This is a genomic window from Pontibacter ruber (assembly GCF_023630205.1).
In the GTDB taxonomy this organism is placed as follows: domain Bacteria; phylum Bacteroidota; class Bacteroidia; order Cytophagales; family Hymenobacteraceae; genus Pontibacter; species Pontibacter ruber.
In genome coordinates this window covers 803838-818694 of record NZ_JALPRR010000003.1, presented here as the reverse complement: position 1 = coordinate 818694, position 14857 = coordinate 803838, and the positions used below count along the sequence as shown (strand labels likewise).

Below are 14857 nucleotides of genomic sequence, written 5' to 3'. Positions count from 1 at the left end.
TTCTGTTGTAACGCATACTTCTGCCCCATCAAAGTGGGCGGCTCCAGGCGTAACATTCTGATCTTGCAACAGCGATCAATCCTTTCATTCTCAAAACTATAGCCACATGGGCGCGTAAATAAAATGATCGGGTTTACCCGACTATACAGTACATAAAAAGCCATATTCTGAACACAATGGATAAGAAAAACGATAAACTTCGATCTGAATTCGACGAGAAACTCAACGAGGGCAAACCTGCTGGTGAGCGGGTGGAAAGAGATGCATCGCACGACTACCGAAGCGAAGAAACAACTGCCCCCGCAGCTGACAGAACCGTTAGCGACGACTACCGGAGAGAGGAAACAAGAGAGCGCCCTGTGGAGCGAACCACGATTCCGGTGGTAGAAGAACAGGTGCATGTAGGCAAGAAAACCGTGGAGACCGGGCGGGTGCGCATCTCCAAAGACGTGCACGAAGAAGAAGTAACCGTGGACCTGCCTACGGTGTACGAGGAAGCCGACGTGCAACGGGTGCCGGTCAACAAATACGTAGAAACCCCTCCGCCTCCCATCCGCTACGAAGGCGACAAAATGATCATTCCGGTAATTAAAGAAGTGCTGGTGGTTGAAAAGCGCATACTTGTAGTTGAAGAACTGCACGTTACCAAGCGCATCACTGAATCGCATGAAGCACAACAGGTAACCCTTCGCAAAGAAACGGTAAATGTAAACCGTTTCAGAAGCGACGAGTCCGATAGCGGCCGGGTGTAGTAAAATGTGTTTTAGTACAGATACTTACAACAAAACAGACTATGAGACAAACAGTAATAGGCATCTTTGACTATGGCGTGGATGCCCAGATGGCAGCCCAGCAACTGATGAGCAACGGCTTTTCAGCTGACCAGGTTGATCTTGCCGTAAAAGGTGCAGCCGACAGGGCAGCAGCCTCAAACAGAGAGTATGCCAACAGGGAAAAAGACACCCGCGTAGGTCACTTCTTTCGTTCTCTTTTCAGCAGCCATCACGAATCGGATAAATACACCAAGGTGGCCGAACATGGCTCCATTGTGACGGTGCACGCCCGCTCCGAAGAAGAGGCAAAGCGCGCCGCTGATCTCCTGGACAAGTATGGCGCCGTGGATGTGGATGAGCGCGCAGAAAGGCTGGACAGAACAACCGAAGAGGAAAGAATGCACACCGAAGCAGACCTGCCCCGGGAACGTACCATACCGGTTACCGAAGAAAGACTGCATGTAGGCAAAGAAACGGTGGATAAGGGAGGCGTACGCATGCGCAGCCGCATTCTGGAGCGCCCGGTAGAAGAGCACCTGCGCCTGCGCGAGGAGCACCTGCACGTAGAGCGTCATCCGGTAAACCGTCCTGCCACCGAAAAGGACATCACCAACTTTAAGGAAGGTGAGATCGAGATCGTGGAACATGCCGAGATACCGGTGGTAAATAAAGAGGCGCGCGTAGTAGAGGAAATTGACCTTACCCGGGAAACTACTGAACACGATGAAACAGTGCGCGACACCGTACGCAGGCAGGACGTAGACATCAAGGACCTTAACCGCGACCGGGATCTTCGTGATCCGGATGAGCGGCGGGATCGTAACGTATAAACTAAGAGGCAGTAAAGTATAAAAGGCGGCAGATGCTCTGACATCTGCCGCCTTTTATACCTTATACTTGGTAGTTATACGTTAATTCTTTCGTACCCGCTCCAGGTTCAGCGTGTTCATGGGGTTTGGCTCCAGCCCCTGTATGTTGTTCTGGGTCAGTCGTATCACCTCGTCGTAGAACAGCACGATCACCGGGCTCTCCTCTACCACAATTCGGTCCATTTCCTGGTAAATGGCCCAGCGCTTCTTTACATCCCGCTCCAGTTTGGCCTGCTCGTAGAGCTTATCGAACCGGGCATTGCGGAAGTGGGTCTTGTTGGGGCCAGCCGGTGAAAAGTTCTTACTATAGAACAGTGCAAGGTAATTTTCCGCGTCCGGGTAATCTCCCAGCCACGACTTCATAAAGAAAGCGGCCCTGCCGTTGTCTACCATCTCCTGGTGTGCCGGCGCCTGGTTGATGTCGATCTGCACCTTTACACCCGCTTCTGCCCACTTTTTCTGCATGTACTCAGCCAGTTCCTTGTGCTCGGCTACCGTACTTAGCCGCAGTTGCAACGGCTTTTGAGCAGAGTAACCTGCCGCTTTGAGTAATTCTGCAGCCTTTTGAGGATTGTAGCTATAACCCGGAACCTCCTGCTCGCTAAAGGAAGGCAAGGAAGGAGGCACCATACCGGAGTGCCCCGGAATCCCTAAGTTATTGCGGAAATAGGCGATCATTTCCTTTTTGTTGATCGCGTAGCTTAAGGCTTGGCGCACGCGTTTGTCCTGCAAGGCTGTATTGTCACCCTTCAGGTTGGCAGGATCCAGCTGAAAGCCTATATACTCTGTGTTAAGGTAAGGTACTTTCTGGACGCTGAATTTGCCGGCAAAGTCGGCCTGCAGCGTGCCGTCGTTGTTCAGGATCAGGTCGCGGGAACCTTCTTTGATGCCGGAAAGAAAGTCGAGCTTGCCCTGCATAAAGGTCAGGAATTCCGATTTCTTGTCAGTAATAAAGGATATCTGCACCGCATCGAGGTAAGGCAGTTGCTGTCCTTTGTCATCTTTTTTGAAGTACTTGGGGTTACGATGCATGACAATAGCATTGCCCTCATCCCACAGGTGAAAACGGAAAGCCCCGGTACCCACCGGGTTTGCCCGGAAGTCTTTGCCATACTTTGCCACGGCCTCCTGCGGCACCACAAACGCATACGGCATGGTAAGGATCTCCAGAAAAGCAATAAAAGGCTCATTCAGGTATACTCTGAACGTAGAGTCGTTCACAGCCAGGAAAGCCGTGTCGGAAATTGCGCCCTTTGCATCGCTGAGCACCTTATCATTAAAGATCCAGGCACCGGTGCTGGCAGTCGCAGGATCCACGATGCGTTTGAAGCTGTATTCGAAGTCTTTTGCCGTAACCCGGCGCCCTTTACCGCCCGGAAACACCTCGCTGTCGTGGAAAAATACATCGGGGCGCAGGTGGAAAGTATAGCTGCGGCCGTCTTCCGACACCTCCCACTTGCGGGCTATGGCAGGCCCAATTTTCAGCTCCTGGTCCAGCTCCACCAACCCGTTGTACAGCTGTGTGGTAGCCCATATGTTTGCCTGATTGCGTGCAAAGGCAGGGTCGAGCGAGGAGAGCGCTTCGGGCTGGTTATACCTGAAAACCTTCTTGTCAGAACCGCTGTTTTCGCCCTCTGTGCAGGAGAAACAAAGCGCTAAAAAAGTGGATAAAATGGTGGATAAAAATATGGAACGTCTTCCGTGGAACATCGGTCTATCTAGTGAAAATAATGTATCTTTGTGCAAGTTTAAGCTATCCTGCGTAGATATCTAAACACTAAACTAGCAACATTATGGAAATAACATACTACGGCCAGTCCTGCTTTTTATTTCAGATAGGTGAACACCGTATTTTATTCGATCCGTTCATCTCTCCTAATGAGCTAGCCTCAGCAATCGAAGTGGACAGCATCCGGGCAGATTATGTTCTGCTCTCACACGGCCACCAAGACCATGTGCACGACGCTGAGCGCATTGCCAAAAACAGCGATGCGACGCTTATCTCCAGCTTCGAAATTGTGGGCTGGTATGCGGAAAAGGGAATCAAAAAAACGCACCCGATGAACATCGGTGGCAAAGTGACGCTGCCGTTCGGCACGGTAAAGATGGTAAATGCCATTCACTCCAATTCTTTGCCGGATGGTACGTATGCAGGTAACGCGGCCGGTTTTGTGGTGGAGACGGAAGACACTACCTTTTACTTTGCCGGCGACACCGCCCTCACCTACGACATGAAGCTCATACCTGAGCAGTTCGACGTGGATTTTGCCCTGCTGCCTATCGGCGATAATTTTACCATGGACATCCACGATGCCATGATCGCCGCTGATTTTGTGCAAGTTGACCGCGTGATCGGTATGCACTACGACACCTTCCCGTACATCAAAATAGACCATGAAGAGGTGAAGGAAGTAGCGCAGATGGCAGGCAAGGAACTTATATTGTTGGAAATAGGTCAAACTATAAACCTATAATTTTTAGATGGGAAAAATAATTGCGGTTGCTAACCAAAAGGGTGGCGTGGGCAAAACAACCACTGCCATTAACCTGGCGGCAAGCCTGGCAGCCTTAGAGTATAGGACATTATTAGTCGACGCAGACCCGCAGGCAAATGCCACGTCGGGCCTTGGTTTTGACCCGGCCAGCATCACGACCAGCATTTACGAGTGCATGGTAGAGGATGTGAAGGTGGAGGACATTATCCTGCAGTCGCCGAACATCGAGTTTCTGGACCTGATCCCCTCTCACATCGACCTGGTGGGCGCTGAGGTGGAGATGATCAACCTCCCGAACCGCGAAGAGAAGATGCGTGAGGCGCTGGCCCCGCTGAAAGAGAAGTATGATTACATCATCATCGACTGCTCGCCGTCGCTAGGTCTGATCACGGTAAACTCCCTGACAGCCGCCGATTCTGTGGTGATTCCGGTGCAGTGCGAGTATTTCGCTTTGGAGGGTCTGGGCAAGCTCCTGAATACGATCAAGATCATTCAGTCGCGCCTGAACACGGAGCTGAGCATCGAAGGCATACTGCTGACCATGTACGACGTGCGCCTGCGCCTGAGCAACCAGGTGGTGGAAGAAGTGAAAACACACTTCCAGCAGATGGTTTTTGATACGATCATACCTAGAAACGTGAAGTTGAGCGAGTCGCCGAGCTTTGGTATACCTGCCATTCTGCACGATGCAGAAAGCAAGGGAGCAATGAGCTACCTGAACCTGGCCCGCGAAATAGCAGAGAAGAACAGCGTAGAGCTGGCGAAATAATTTATTTGTTTACATGTCTGATAACAATAATTCAACAGCAAAGCGTAAAGGCGGCCTCGGCAGAGGCCTTGGCTCTCTTCTAGAGGGAAATAAGTATACCGGCAAAACAGCCGAATCTACCACCACCATTAACGAAGTCAATACCATCGCAGATATAGCTATTGATCAGATACAGACGAACCCTTACCAGCCGCGTACCCACTTTGACCAGGCCGCGCTGGAAGAACTGGCTGAGTCTATTAAAATACAAGGCATTATTCAGCCCATCACGGTTCGTCAGCTCGACCAGAACACGTTCCAGCTGATCTCGGGTGAGCGCCGCTACCAGGCAGCCAAAATTGCCGGTTTAACAAGCATACCCGCTTACATCCGCAAAGCCGACGACCAGCAGATGCTGGAGATGGCCCTGATCGAGAACATTCAGCGTGAAAACCTGAACGCGATTGAAATTGCCCTCTCCTACCAGCGCCTCCTGACCGAGTGCAGCCTGAAGCAGGAAGAACTGGGTGACCGTGTAGGCAAAAAGCGTACAACGGTTACCAACTACCTGCGCCTGCTCAAGCTTCCGCCGGATATCCAGATTGCTTTGCGCGATAACGTGATCACGATGGGCCACGCCCGCGCGCTCATCAACATCGACACGGTGGAGCAGCAGTTAGATGTGTTCAAGGAAGTGGTGGCCAAGGAACTGTCGGTGCGCAAAGTGGAGGAACTGGTGCGTAACCTGCAGAACGCCAAGAAAAAACCGGATCCGCAGCAGAAGCTGGTATTCAACAAGTATGAAGAGGAGATCAAGACGGTTGAAACCCGCCTGTCTTCTCAGTTTGGCACCAAGATACAGGTAAAGGCCAACAACGACGGCAAAGGCGAGATCAAGATCCCGTTCCTGTCGGTGGAGGAGCTGAACCGTATACTTGAAATCTTAAACTACTAACGTTTGATGAAGCAATTGCCCTACGGCTTGGCAGTTATCCTGCTGGGGCTACTGCTCCAGTTATTTCCCGGCAAGGCGCTGGGGCAGGTCATAACCGCCGGCCCGGACTCTGTGCAGGTGATCACCCAGGAAACGGACACGACGGTACAGGAAAAACAGTTCTTCCTGAAGGGCTTGCGCAACCTTGACCGACCGGGGAAAGCGGCTATATTTTCAGCCGTCATACCTGGCTTAGGCCAGGCCTATAACAAAGCTTACTGGAAGATACCCATTATCTATGCTACGGGCGCTGTGCTGGGCTACTTCCTCATCGACAATAACAACAAGTACCAGGATTACCGGGTAGCACTCAACACCCGCAAAAGTGGCGGTATAGATAAGTACTACGATCATCCTATACTGGGCAAGGGGCTCCCCAACTCCGAGCAGGCCCTGAAGTATTACCGCGACTATTACCGTCGTAACCGTGACCTGACCATCCTGTTATCGGTAGGAGCCTATACCCTGAACATTGCAGAAGCCTATGTGCATGCGCATATGAAGGACTTTGATGTGAGTGATAACCTGAGCCTGCGGGTGCAGCCTGATCTGATGCGGGTACACCCTTTCCACTCCCCTGCGCTGACGCCGGGGCTTACCCTTACTTTATACACAAAATCAAAATGAGAATTCTCCTGATCGGCTATGGCAAAATGGGCAAGACCATTGAGCAAATGGCCCTGAGCAAAGGTCACCAGATAGCAGGAACCATAGACCATACCAACGCCGGTACCTTGGCAAACTATACTCCTGAAAACACCGACGTAGCCATAGAATTTACCCATCCGGAAGCTGCGCTAGGCAATATTTCTTACTGCCTGAAAAGTGGCATTCCGGTGGTTTCTGGCTCAACGGGCTGGCTGGATAAATTTGACGAGGCAAAGCAACTGTGCGAGCAAAACAAGGGCGCTTTTTTCTATGCTTCTAACTTTAGTGTGGGCGTTAATTTGTTTTTCCATTTTAACGAATATATTGCCGGAAAAATGCAAGCCTACAAAGAGTACCACGTTTCGATAAGGGAGATGCACCACCTGCAGAAAGTGGACAAACCAAGCGGTACGGGCATTACGACAGCAGAAGGCATTCTGGCGCATTACCCTAACCTGCATGGCTGGGTGGGCGACGATGATACGCAAAAAGATAAGCTAAACATTATTTCGGAGCGTGAGCCGGATGTGGTAGGTACCCATATTGTAACCTATAGCTCGGAAGTAGATAAGATTGAGCTTGGCCATATTGCCCATAGCCGGGCCGGCTTTGCAGAAGGTGCCGTAATGGCTGCTGAGTGGCTAAAAGGCCGCCAGGGCGTTTACGGTATGAAAGATATGCTAAACCTGTAACAAAACACTTTGCAGATGAACGTAAAGTTTTGGGAAAAGAAACCCGTGGCCAAAGCGCCTAAAAAGAAGAAAGGGTTTTTACGCGAATGGGGCGATGCCATACTTTTCGCTGTGGTGGCAGCCAGCCTGATCCGCTGGGCTACGTTCGAGGCTTACACCATCCCGACGCCATCCATGGAAAAATCGCTGCTGGTTGGCGACTTTCTATTTGTAAGCAAGCTGCACTACGGCCCGCGCACGCCCATGACGCCGCTTCAGGTTCCGCTCACGCACCAGACCATCTGGGGTACCAACATCCCCTCCTACTCCGACGCCATCCAGCTGAAATCGTACCGTCTGCCGGGCTTTTCGGAAGTAAAACGCAACGATGTGGTGGTATTTAATTACCCGCCGGAAGAGCAGCACCCTGCCGACCTGCGCACCAACTACATCAAGCGCTGTATTGGTATTGCCGGTGACTCTATCCAGATCCGTGATATGCAGGTGTACATCAACGGGAAGCCGGTAGAAAACCCGGAAAAGCTACAGTACAGCTATTACCTGGAGTCGAATAATTTATTGAACCAGAAGTTCTTCCTGGAGCGCGATATTACCGACGTGCAGCAAATGGAGGAGCGAACGTTTGTGATCATGACTACGCCTGCAAAGGCAAAAGAACTTGAAGCCCTAGATTTCATCAAAAGTGTTCAACTACTGAAAAACCCATCTTACAGAGCTGAAGCGGAGGTTTTCCCGCATGTGCCGAGCAAGTACGCCTGGAACCGCGACAACTATGGCCCGCTGTACATACCCAAAGAGGGTGCTACGGTAGCCATTACACCGGAAACACTGCCGCTCTACGAGAAAGTTATACTTTCCTACGAGCACAACGACAATGCACAGGTACGCGAGGGCAAGCTCTACATCGACGGCAAAGAAGCCAAGCAGTATACTTTTAAGCAGGACTATTACTTTATGATGGGCGACAACCGTCACAATTCCCTCGATTCCCGCTACTGGGGCTTTGTGCCAGCCGACCATATTGTTGGCAAAGCCGTGATGATCTGGATGTCTGCCGACCCGAACGGCGGCTTCCTCGACAGGATCCGCTGGAACCGCATCTTCAACACGATTCACTAAGTATAGCAAAGTATAAAAGCTGAAAAGCCAGCCCCGCAGGGCTGGCTTTTTTTATAGGCGCCTGGTAGAATATGTAAAATATTTAATATAAAAAGAAAGTTAAGGAAGCGAATTATACTTATCTTAGATCAGAATGTCGTTAATGAAAAGCCATTCTGAACAACAGTTATTCCACACATAGTGCAGATTAACGGAATAGGGTTCCGTTTATACAGTAGTTATCTAAAATAGTGATTTAATGAAAAACCTACTTTTATTAATCTTTCTGCTTTTTCTCTCATGCCAGCAAAGCGAGCAAAAAATTGGCGAAGCAGATGAATTTAATTATAAAGTAGTGCCTCTGCAGTCTATAGGGCCATACCCTACAGGACCATATCTTTTGGCTTTATATGAAAAGAAAAAATTAAAAAATCATGATTGGTATAGAGCAAAAGTGTTTTTAAAGAACTATAAATTTCCTGCTGGATATTCTGATAGTACTACTATAAGGTTTTTCAAAGGAAGGGCTTCCTTTGAAGACATAATGGAAGGGCGTGGCATAAATGCTGTAGTTAGAAATGATACAGGATATGTGAAATTTCAGGTTTTTGAGCCTAACCTTGAAAAAGGGGATTCTGTGCTTAAAGAATGGGAAGCTGTTATTATGAATCCTGCAATGCCTGATAGTATCATCTACACAGTAAGGGAAGAATATATAATATACGGTAGGTAAAACAAAATTAGATAACCACACCCATAAGCCAGCTACGCCGCCTTATGGCCAAGTCCGTTAGCCATTATTTTAATTTCCTTATAAACACTTTACAAACTAAAACCATGAAAGACTTCTTCTTATTATCTCTTCTAATCATTGCGCTTTTTGGATGTGAAAAAGATAACGAGGAGGAAAGGTTAATGAAAACTAAATTAGCATTGTCAAAGGATTGGCAGCTTCATTCAGTTAAAATTACAGAGCCTTCACAGTTCAGACTCAACCAAACTCTAGATGATTGTTCAAAGTTGAAAATTTGGAGTTTTGAAGAAACCGGATATTTCCGTTTTAAAGAAGAGGAGGCCTGCAACCCTCACCAATATGTACATGCTGGCTCCTGGATAATCGAGAATGGAAAGTTTCTCAAAATCGTGTGGAAGGAAATGAATTATGGTCAACCAGGAGGTGAAATGAAATTATTGATTGAAGAGGTTTCTGCAGATTCATTAAAATTAAATTATGAAGTCATTCTTTATGATGAAGATAATAAGCCTTTTACTGGAGTACAAAAATACACCTTCATTCGAAAATAGAGATCCAACATCTTCTACAGCGATTACTGGTGCAGAACTTCTTCAATCTAGAGGCACTGAAGAAACCAAGCGGTCTGTTATGTATAAAAAACAATGCCGAGCTAAAGCCTCTCAAGTCGTCTAAACCAATCCGTTGTACACCACTGTAAAACTCAGAATATGATAGACAATCTACCAACGTATATTTCTCTGACTTTTGCTCTGACAACAGTTGCAACATTGTCACTTTTCCTATGGACGATCAGAAGTTCAGCGTCTGAAATAACACGAAGAAGAACAACGCTTTTTCTTATAATTTTCACGCTTTGGTTAGTAATCCAAGCAATACTGACACTGAATAATATTTACAACTCAGATCCAAATTCATTTCCACTTAAAATTTTGTTATCCGGCGTCTTCCCGGCAATCCTGACAATAATTTATGCATTTGCCACTCAAAACGGGAGACAGTTTATTGACAGTTTACCACTGAAAAACCTGACCTATTTGCACGTAGTAAGAATTCCGGTCGAGGTAGTTTTGTACTGGCTTTTCCTCAACAAAACCATTCCTGAACTGATGACTTTTGAAGGGCGGAATTTTGATATTTTAGCTGGAATTTCAGCTCCATTTGTTGCTTACTTCGGATTTACACGAACTAAATTAAGCCGACGAAGCATTCTCATCTGGAATTTCATTTGCCTGGGCCTCTTGATAAATATTGTTGTGAATGCCATACTTTCCACACCTACACCAATACAGAAGTTTGCATTTGATCAACCAAACGTAGCGATCTTACACTTTCCATTTAGTTGGCTACCAGCATTTATAGTCCCAATCGTACTATTCGGGCATTTAGCCTCAATCAGACAATTGTTAAAATCAGAACCGACCAGCAAACCAAGAAAAACTATGAACGACTAATAAGGTTATTGCGTCTGGCAGACCGTAGTACAACATTCAAAACTTTATTGAAAAACAACTTTTTTGCTTGAGTTTCATGGCTGAACCACAAACACTTTGCCCTATATAAGTGAAATCCCAGATCATTCTTATAACACTGCTAGGACTCCTCACCTGTAACTCTGAGGCCAAAAAAAATCTGCCCATAGTAGAAGCTAAAGAGAAAACCATTGTTGAGCCTTCAGTAAATGTAGACTCTCTTACCTATGTAGTATTTACATATGATTCATCTAGATACTCTATATACTGGAGCTTTTCTAAAAATCTCAGCCTAGTAGGGTTATCTAAAGAGGAAATAACGCTAGCAGAACTACTGTTATTAAAGCAGATTGATCAGTACAATCAGTCCCAGATTAAGATTTTTAATGAAATGAAGGTCAAGTATCCAAAATATAATTTCCAGAAGGAGATCTTCATAATAGAAAATCCATCTAACTATGCTCGCCAGTATATACCAGCTATTAATTCGGATGGGCAAAAGCTTATTTATATCAATGCCTTCTGCACATTGCAGGGACATGATTACTGGAAAGATGGACTAGTTGAGGTAATGGACGGAGGTGATTGCTACTTTCAATTAATTATAAACTTAACAACAAAGGAAGTGGTGGAATTCAGTGTTAATGGTGTAGCCTGAAAAAATATCAACAAAAGCTACTTACTGGATACAGCCAAGCACCTTTTTTGAGCCATTGTTGTACAGAAGGTCAGCAGTTGGAGGAACTTGGCGCCTTCTTTATACTACGGACTTCACCTCCAAAACCCATCCCCTACCTACTCATGATGATACTTTTCTCCTTTAAGTATGGTGAAGCCCCGGTAGAGTTGTTCGGTAAAGAAGAGCCTTACCATCTGGTGTGAGAAGGTCATTTTAGAAAGGGCGATCTGGTCGTTGGCCCGCTGGTAAATGGCCGGAGAGAAACCAAAAGCACCACCTATGACAAATACCAGGTTGGTGGTAACGGCATTCAGCTTCTTTTGCAGGAAACTGGCAAACTCCGAAGAGGTAAATGTTTTTCCTTTTTCATCGAGCAGAATCACATGGTCGCCGTCCTGTAATTTCTGAAGTATCAGCTTGCCTTCCGCCTCTTTCAGATTATCAGCAGTATACTTGCCCGCCTGCTTTATATCTGGGATCACGATAAACTCGAAAGGGTGATAATGCTTCAGTCGTTTAAGGTACTTTTCGATACCCTCTTCCAGGAACTTCTCGTCTGTTTTGCCTATTGCGATAAGCTTGATCTTCATCTGCTGCTGTATTTTCGCCAATTTCGCTCTAAAAGCTATATTTTCCTAAAAGCAACAGACTTCAAGCTATAGTTGCCGCTCTGCTATCCGGCTAAAGTATAAAAATGAGCAGCTTCTGAGCAGGCATTGTAACAGAATACCGTATAAGTATAGCAACTCAAAAACTCGCTGCAGGCAACCCATCAGGTATGGAATACATCAGAATTTACATTGAGCAAACAGCCCGAATCATAGAAGGAATTGGTGTACTGATCATTTCGGTGGGTGCTGCCATTGCGCTCATCAAGTACATTTTCCTGGTGCTGCAGACCAAGACCGGAACGTATAAGCAACTGCGGCTGGATTTGGGCAAAGCCATTCTGCTGGGGCTGGAAATTCTGGTGGCAGCAGACATTATTGCCACGGTAGTGACCGAACCAAGTCTGGAAAGGGTGATGACGCTGGGGTTGATCGTGCTGATCAGAACCTTCCTGAGCTTGTCGCTGCAGGTGGAGCTGGAAGGCAAATTTCCGTGGCAGAACAAGGAGCCGGAGCAGTAAAAAAAGAAATAGCACCGGCTATACTTTATAATTCTTGGCACTTCCGCGTCGGCTGAGTTCTTTGCACTGCTTGTAGAATTGCAGGCATAAGTATAAAAAACGTTTATTACGCGAGCGAGAACGCTCGCGCCATGAAGCACTGCGGCTGATAAGTATTTCTCAGGTTATACTTAGGGCTGTATTCTTCTCTTCTTTTGTCATCCTGTAAGGATCTTGGTAGCTAGTAGTACAGACGTAAACTCCCTTCTACCAAGCTTCTTAACAGAATGAGAATAATTTGTGGCTCCGGAATTCAGAATGAAACGCACCTCCGGCTATACTTTATACTTGCTATACTTTGTACTTTAAAGGGATTGTTACCAGTCGATGGGCTCTTTACCGTGGGCGATCAGGTACTCGTTGGCTTTGCTGAAGTGGCGGCTCCCGAAAAAGCCCCGGTCTGCGGCAAACGGTGATGGATGTGCTGCTTCCAGCACCAGGTGTTTGTTTCTGTCGATAAAGGCACCCTTTTTCTGGGCATAGGCTCCCCATAGCATGAACACCACATGTTCCTTCAGCTCGTTCACTTTCTTTACTACGGCATCGGTAAACTCTTCCCAGCCTTTTTTCTGGTGAGAACCGGCATTTCCGGCACGTACGGTAAGGGTTGCATTTAGCAGCAATACCCCCTGCTGGGCCCACCGCTCCAGGTTTCCGGTTGGCGGCAGGTCCTTGCCCAAATCGCTTTTTATCTCCTTGAAAATGTTCACCAGCGAAGGCGGTATGCGTACATCATCGCTCACTGAAAAAGCCAATCCGTTGGCCTGTTTTGGACCGTGGTAAGGATCTTGCCCTAAAATAACTACCTTTACCTCATCAAATGGGCACATCCAAAAAGCATTGAAGATCTGGTTGCCCGGCGGGTAAACTTTTTCGGAGTTGTATTCGTCTTTAACAAAAGACACAAGATTTTTGAAATATGGTTTTTCAAATTCATCTTGTAGTACAGTTTGCCAGCTTTCTTCTATCTTTACATTCATGAGTATGTGAGGGTAGTGGGTTAGATTATCAGGAAACCTCCATTCAGCAAGTATAAACTCTCCCTGAAAAGGTTTCTAAGTATACAAAAAACTCTGTAACATGGATACAAAAACTACTGAAGGTGTAAAAGTAACGGTTACGACCAATTACCTTCCAGATTATTCCAGTCCGGTACAGCAGCACTATGTATTTGCCTATAAGATCAATATAGAAAATAACAGCGAGTTTACCGTAAAGCTCCTGCGCCGCCACTGGTACATACACGATGCTACCGGGGTAGTACGCGAAGTAGAGGGTGAAGGTGTTGTAGGGCAGCAACCGGTGCTGGAACCCGGTGAGTCGCACGAATACGTTTCGGGCTGCAACCTGAAAACCGGCATGGGCAAAATGCGGGGCACCTACCTGATGGAGCGCCTCGTGGATGGGAAGCAGTTTAACGCAAGTATCCCGGAATTTGTGCTGATCGTGCCATATAAACTAAACTGATGATTGTTGATTGTTAAATTGCTATACTGTTGAAACGATTTTATTTTTAATTTTCAGCAACAAACGGTCATAGTCCATAGACCGTGCTCCTACATTAATACAGGAACAATTTAACAATCAACAATTTAACCCTTAATAAGTGCTTCCCTTTCGCTTTGCCGCTGAATACCTGAGCTACCGACTGCGATCCTTCAAGCTACACGGTGTACACTCCCCTTTCATCTTCGGCCTGTACCACCATGTTATTCAGCACGACGGAACGTATTTTGCTTACCCGCGGGTAGAGGCGCTCCGGCAGAAACTGCTGAAAGATAACCGAAAGCTGCAGGTAACTGACTTTGGCGCAGGCCCCAAAAGCGGAAACAAACACGAACGCAGGGTAAAGGATATCGCCCGCACCGCAGCCAAGCCAGCCAAATATGCCAAACTGCTGTTCCGGCTGGTGAACCACTTTCAGCCCGCTACCATCTTCGATCTGGGCACATCGCTGGGTATTACCACCAGTTACATGGCTGAAGCACGGCACCAGGCACAATTCTATACTTTTGAGGGTTGCCCTGCCATTGCCGGCGTTGCCCGTGAAAACCTCCAACACCTGGGCCTGAAGCATGTGCAGGTGATAGAAGGAAACCTGGACGAAACTTTGCAGCGGCAACTCCAGCAGGTAGATAAGCTGGATTTTGCTTTCTTCGACGGCAACCACCGCTACGAGCCTACCATGCGATATTTTAACGCCTGCCTTGCCAAAAGCCACGAATACAGCGTATTTGTGCTGGACGACCTGTACTGGTCTGCCGAGATGAAGCAAGCCTGGGAAGAGATAAAACAGCACCCGCAGGTACTTCAGACGGTAGACCTTTTCTTCATCGGGCTCGTTTTCTTCCGCAAGTCGCAGCCTAAGGAACATTTTACCCTGTTTTATTAAGTATAACCTGCCCTATTTGCCGACAGGTTAATTTCCGGCTTCAGCTATCTTTCCACCAGCTTCCTGTCTGCCCGC

Annotated in this window: 18 protein-coding genes; 15 read left to right on the top strand and 3 right to left on the bottom strand. The window is 47.3% G+C overall.

Annotation, left to right across the window (positions count from 1 at the left end; translation table 11 throughout):
* The first annotated feature begins 176 nt into the window (after window positions 1-176).
* Together MJ611_RS15360 and MJ611_RS15355 are read left to right on the top strand one after the other, a co-directional pair.
* A complete protein-coding gene (locus tag MJ611_RS15360; protein ID WP_250430920.1) occupies window positions 177-752 on the top strand; it encodes a YsnF/AvaK domain-containing protein in 576 nt (191 codons plus the stop codon).
* Between the two features lie 41 nt (window positions 753-793).
* Window positions 794-1603 carry a YsnF/AvaK domain-containing protein gene (locus MJ611_RS15355; RefSeq protein WP_250430918.1) on the top strand — a complete coding sequence of 270 codons (810 nt, stop codon included), beginning with the start codon at window positions 794-796 and terminating at the stop codon, window positions 1601-1603.
* 81 nt (window positions 1604-1684) lie between these two features.
* Here the strand turns inward: MJ611_RS15355 and MJ611_RS15350 are convergent, their stop codons facing one another.
* Window positions 1685-3352, bottom strand: coding sequence for an ABC transporter substrate-binding protein (locus MJ611_RS15350; protein ID WP_250430916.1), 1668 nt, complete (start codon window positions 3350-3352; stop codon window positions 1685-1687).
* An 83-nt stretch (window positions 3353-3435) separates the two neighbouring features.
* On the opposite strand from MJ611_RS15350, the gene MJ611_RS15345 reads away from it, so the two are divergent.
* The 10 genes from MJ611_RS15345 (at window position 3436) to MJ611_RS15300 (ending at window position 11201) form a co-directional block, all read left to right on the top strand.
* On the top strand, window positions 3436-4116 hold the full coding sequence (locus MJ611_RS15345) for a metal-dependent hydrolase (protein WP_250430914.1): 681 nt from the start codon (window positions 3436-3438) through the stop codon (window positions 4114-4116).
* Window positions 4117-4123: 7 nt separating this feature from the next.
* Complete coding sequence (locus MJ611_RS15340) at window positions 4124-4906, top strand: ParA family protein (protein WP_250430912.1); 783 nt, start codon at window positions 4124-4126, stop codon at window positions 4904-4906.
* A gap of 13 nt (window positions 4907-4919) precedes the next feature.
* Entirely contained in the window at window positions 4920-5840 is a 921-nt protein-coding gene (locus MJ611_RS15335; protein WP_250430910.1) for a ParB/RepB/Spo0J family partition protein, read from the top strand.
* 6 nt (window positions 5841-5846) lie between these two features.
* The gene (locus MJ611_RS15330; RefSeq protein ID WP_250430909.1) at window positions 5847-6506 is read left to right on the top strand and encodes a DUF5683 domain-containing protein; all 660 of its coding nucleotides are present in this window, start codon (window positions 5847-5849) and stop codon (window positions 6504-6506) included.
* Window positions 6503-7219 carry a 4-hydroxy-tetrahydrodipicolinate reductase gene (dapB, locus tag MJ611_RS15325; protein WP_250430907.1) on the top strand — a complete coding sequence of 239 codons (717 nt, stop codon included), beginning with the start codon at window positions 6503-6505 and terminating at the stop codon, window positions 7217-7219. Before MJ611_RS15330 ends, dapB begins: the two co-directional genes overlap by 4 nt.
* A 15-nt stretch (window positions 7220-7234) precedes the next feature.
* Window positions 7235-8338: a signal peptidase I gene (gene lepB, locus MJ611_RS15320; RefSeq protein ID WP_250430905.1), complete on the top strand. Its 1104-nt coding sequence runs from the start codon at window positions 7235-7237 to the stop codon at window positions 8336-8338.
* A 238-nt stretch (window positions 8339-8576) separates the two neighbouring features.
* The gene (locus MJ611_RS15315) at window positions 8577-9050 is read left to right on the top strand and encodes a hypothetical protein (protein WP_116543990.1); all 474 of its coding nucleotides are present in this window, start codon (window positions 8577-8579) and stop codon (window positions 9048-9050) included.
* A 104-nt stretch (window positions 9051-9154) separates the two neighbouring features.
* The gene (locus MJ611_RS15310) at window positions 9155-9622 is read left to right on the top strand and encodes a hypothetical protein (RefSeq protein WP_250430903.1); all 468 of its coding nucleotides are present in this window, start codon (window positions 9155-9157) and stop codon (window positions 9620-9622) included.
* Window positions 9623-9781: 159 nt separating this feature from the next.
* Window positions 9782-10525 (top strand): hypothetical protein, encoded by a 744-nt coding sequence (locus MJ611_RS15305; RefSeq protein ID WP_250430901.1) that lies wholly within the window; start codon window positions 9782-9784, stop codon window positions 10523-10525.
* Between the two features lie 109 nt (window positions 10526-10634).
* On the top strand, window positions 10635-11201 hold the full coding sequence (locus tag MJ611_RS15300; RefSeq protein WP_250430899.1) for a hypothetical protein: 567 nt from the start codon (window positions 10635-10637) through the stop codon (window positions 11199-11201).
* A gap of 137 nt (window positions 11202-11338) precedes the next feature.
* On the opposite strand, the gene rlmH is transcribed toward MJ611_RS15300, so the two are convergent.
* Window positions 11339-11812, bottom strand: a complete 474-nt coding sequence (rlmH, locus tag MJ611_RS15295; RefSeq protein WP_250430898.1) for a 23S rRNA (pseudouridine(1915)-N(3))-methyltransferase RlmH — start codon at window positions 11810-11812, stop codon at window positions 11339-11341.
* Between the two features lie 188 nt (window positions 11813-12000).
* Between rlmH and MJ611_RS15290 the strand changes: the two genes are divergently transcribed.
* On the top strand, window positions 12001-12351 hold the full coding sequence (locus MJ611_RS15290; RefSeq protein WP_250430896.1) for a DUF1622 domain-containing protein: 351 nt from the start codon (window positions 12001-12003) through the stop codon (window positions 12349-12351).
* 356 nt (window positions 12352-12707) lie between these two features.
* Here the strand turns inward: MJ611_RS15290 and ung are convergent, their stop codons facing one another.
* Window positions 12708-13370, bottom strand: a complete 663-nt coding sequence (gene ung / locus MJ611_RS15285) for a uracil-DNA glycosylase (protein WP_250430894.1) — start codon at window positions 13368-13370, stop codon at window positions 12708-12710.
* Between the two features lie 100 nt (window positions 13371-13470).
* Between ung and apaG the strand changes: the two genes are divergently transcribed.
* Window positions 13471-13857 (top strand): Co2+/Mg2+ efflux protein ApaG, encoded by a 387-nt coding sequence (gene apaG / locus MJ611_RS15280; RefSeq protein ID WP_250430892.1) that lies wholly within the window; start codon window positions 13471-13473, stop codon window positions 13855-13857.
* Between the two features lie 139 nt (window positions 13858-13996).
* Entirely contained in the window at window positions 13997-14782 is a 786-nt protein-coding gene (locus MJ611_RS15275) for an O-methyltransferase (protein ID WP_250430890.1), read from the top strand.
* The last annotated feature ends 75 nt before the right edge of the window (window positions 14783-14857 follow it).